Here is a 446-nt window from a genome sequence, read left to right as displayed (position 1 = left end):
GTGTTGACCGTGCGGTCGAGCAGGTCGACGCGCTTGCCGTACTCGGCCGCCGCGAGCAGTTGCCGATCGGTCATCCCGCGCAGCGGCCAGTTCCATTCGCGGTTGCCTTCGAGCCGCAGGTTCAGCGCGTAGAAGCGCTGCGCGAGCGCGAAGCCCGGCACCTTGCTCATCGCGTCGATCTCGGCGTCCGTCACCTTCGTGCGCGGCGGGATCGTCGTCTTCTGGCCGAGCTCCTCGCCCGCGAGCTGCCCGTAGAAGTTGAACTGCCCGGCGATGCGCTCGAACTCCTGGTTCGCCTTGAGGGTGTCGCCGCTCTCCTTCAGCGCGCGGCCGCGCCAGTAGATCCATGCCGTGTCGTCGCGCAGCCGCTCGGGCATCTGCTCGATCGAGCGGCGCACCATCGGCCAGTCGCCGGCGAGCAGCGCCGCGCGCACACGCCATTCGTA

1 protein-coding gene is annotated in these 446 nt (G+C 69.3%); it reads right to left on the bottom strand.

Annotated elements, in window-relative coordinates; all coding sequences use genetic code 11:
• Positions 1–446 (bottom strand): hypothetical protein (locus tag J5M71_RS28495; RefSeq protein ID WP_207839003.1); only part of this gene is annotated, 446 nt, incomplete at both ends.

Source organism: Pseudomonas sp. 43(2021) (assembly GCF_017490805.1).
GTDB lineage: Bacteria > Pseudomonadota > Gammaproteobacteria > Pseudomonadales > Pseudomonadaceae > Aquipseudomonas.
This window is presented reverse-complemented; position numbering and strand designations above follow the sequence as displayed.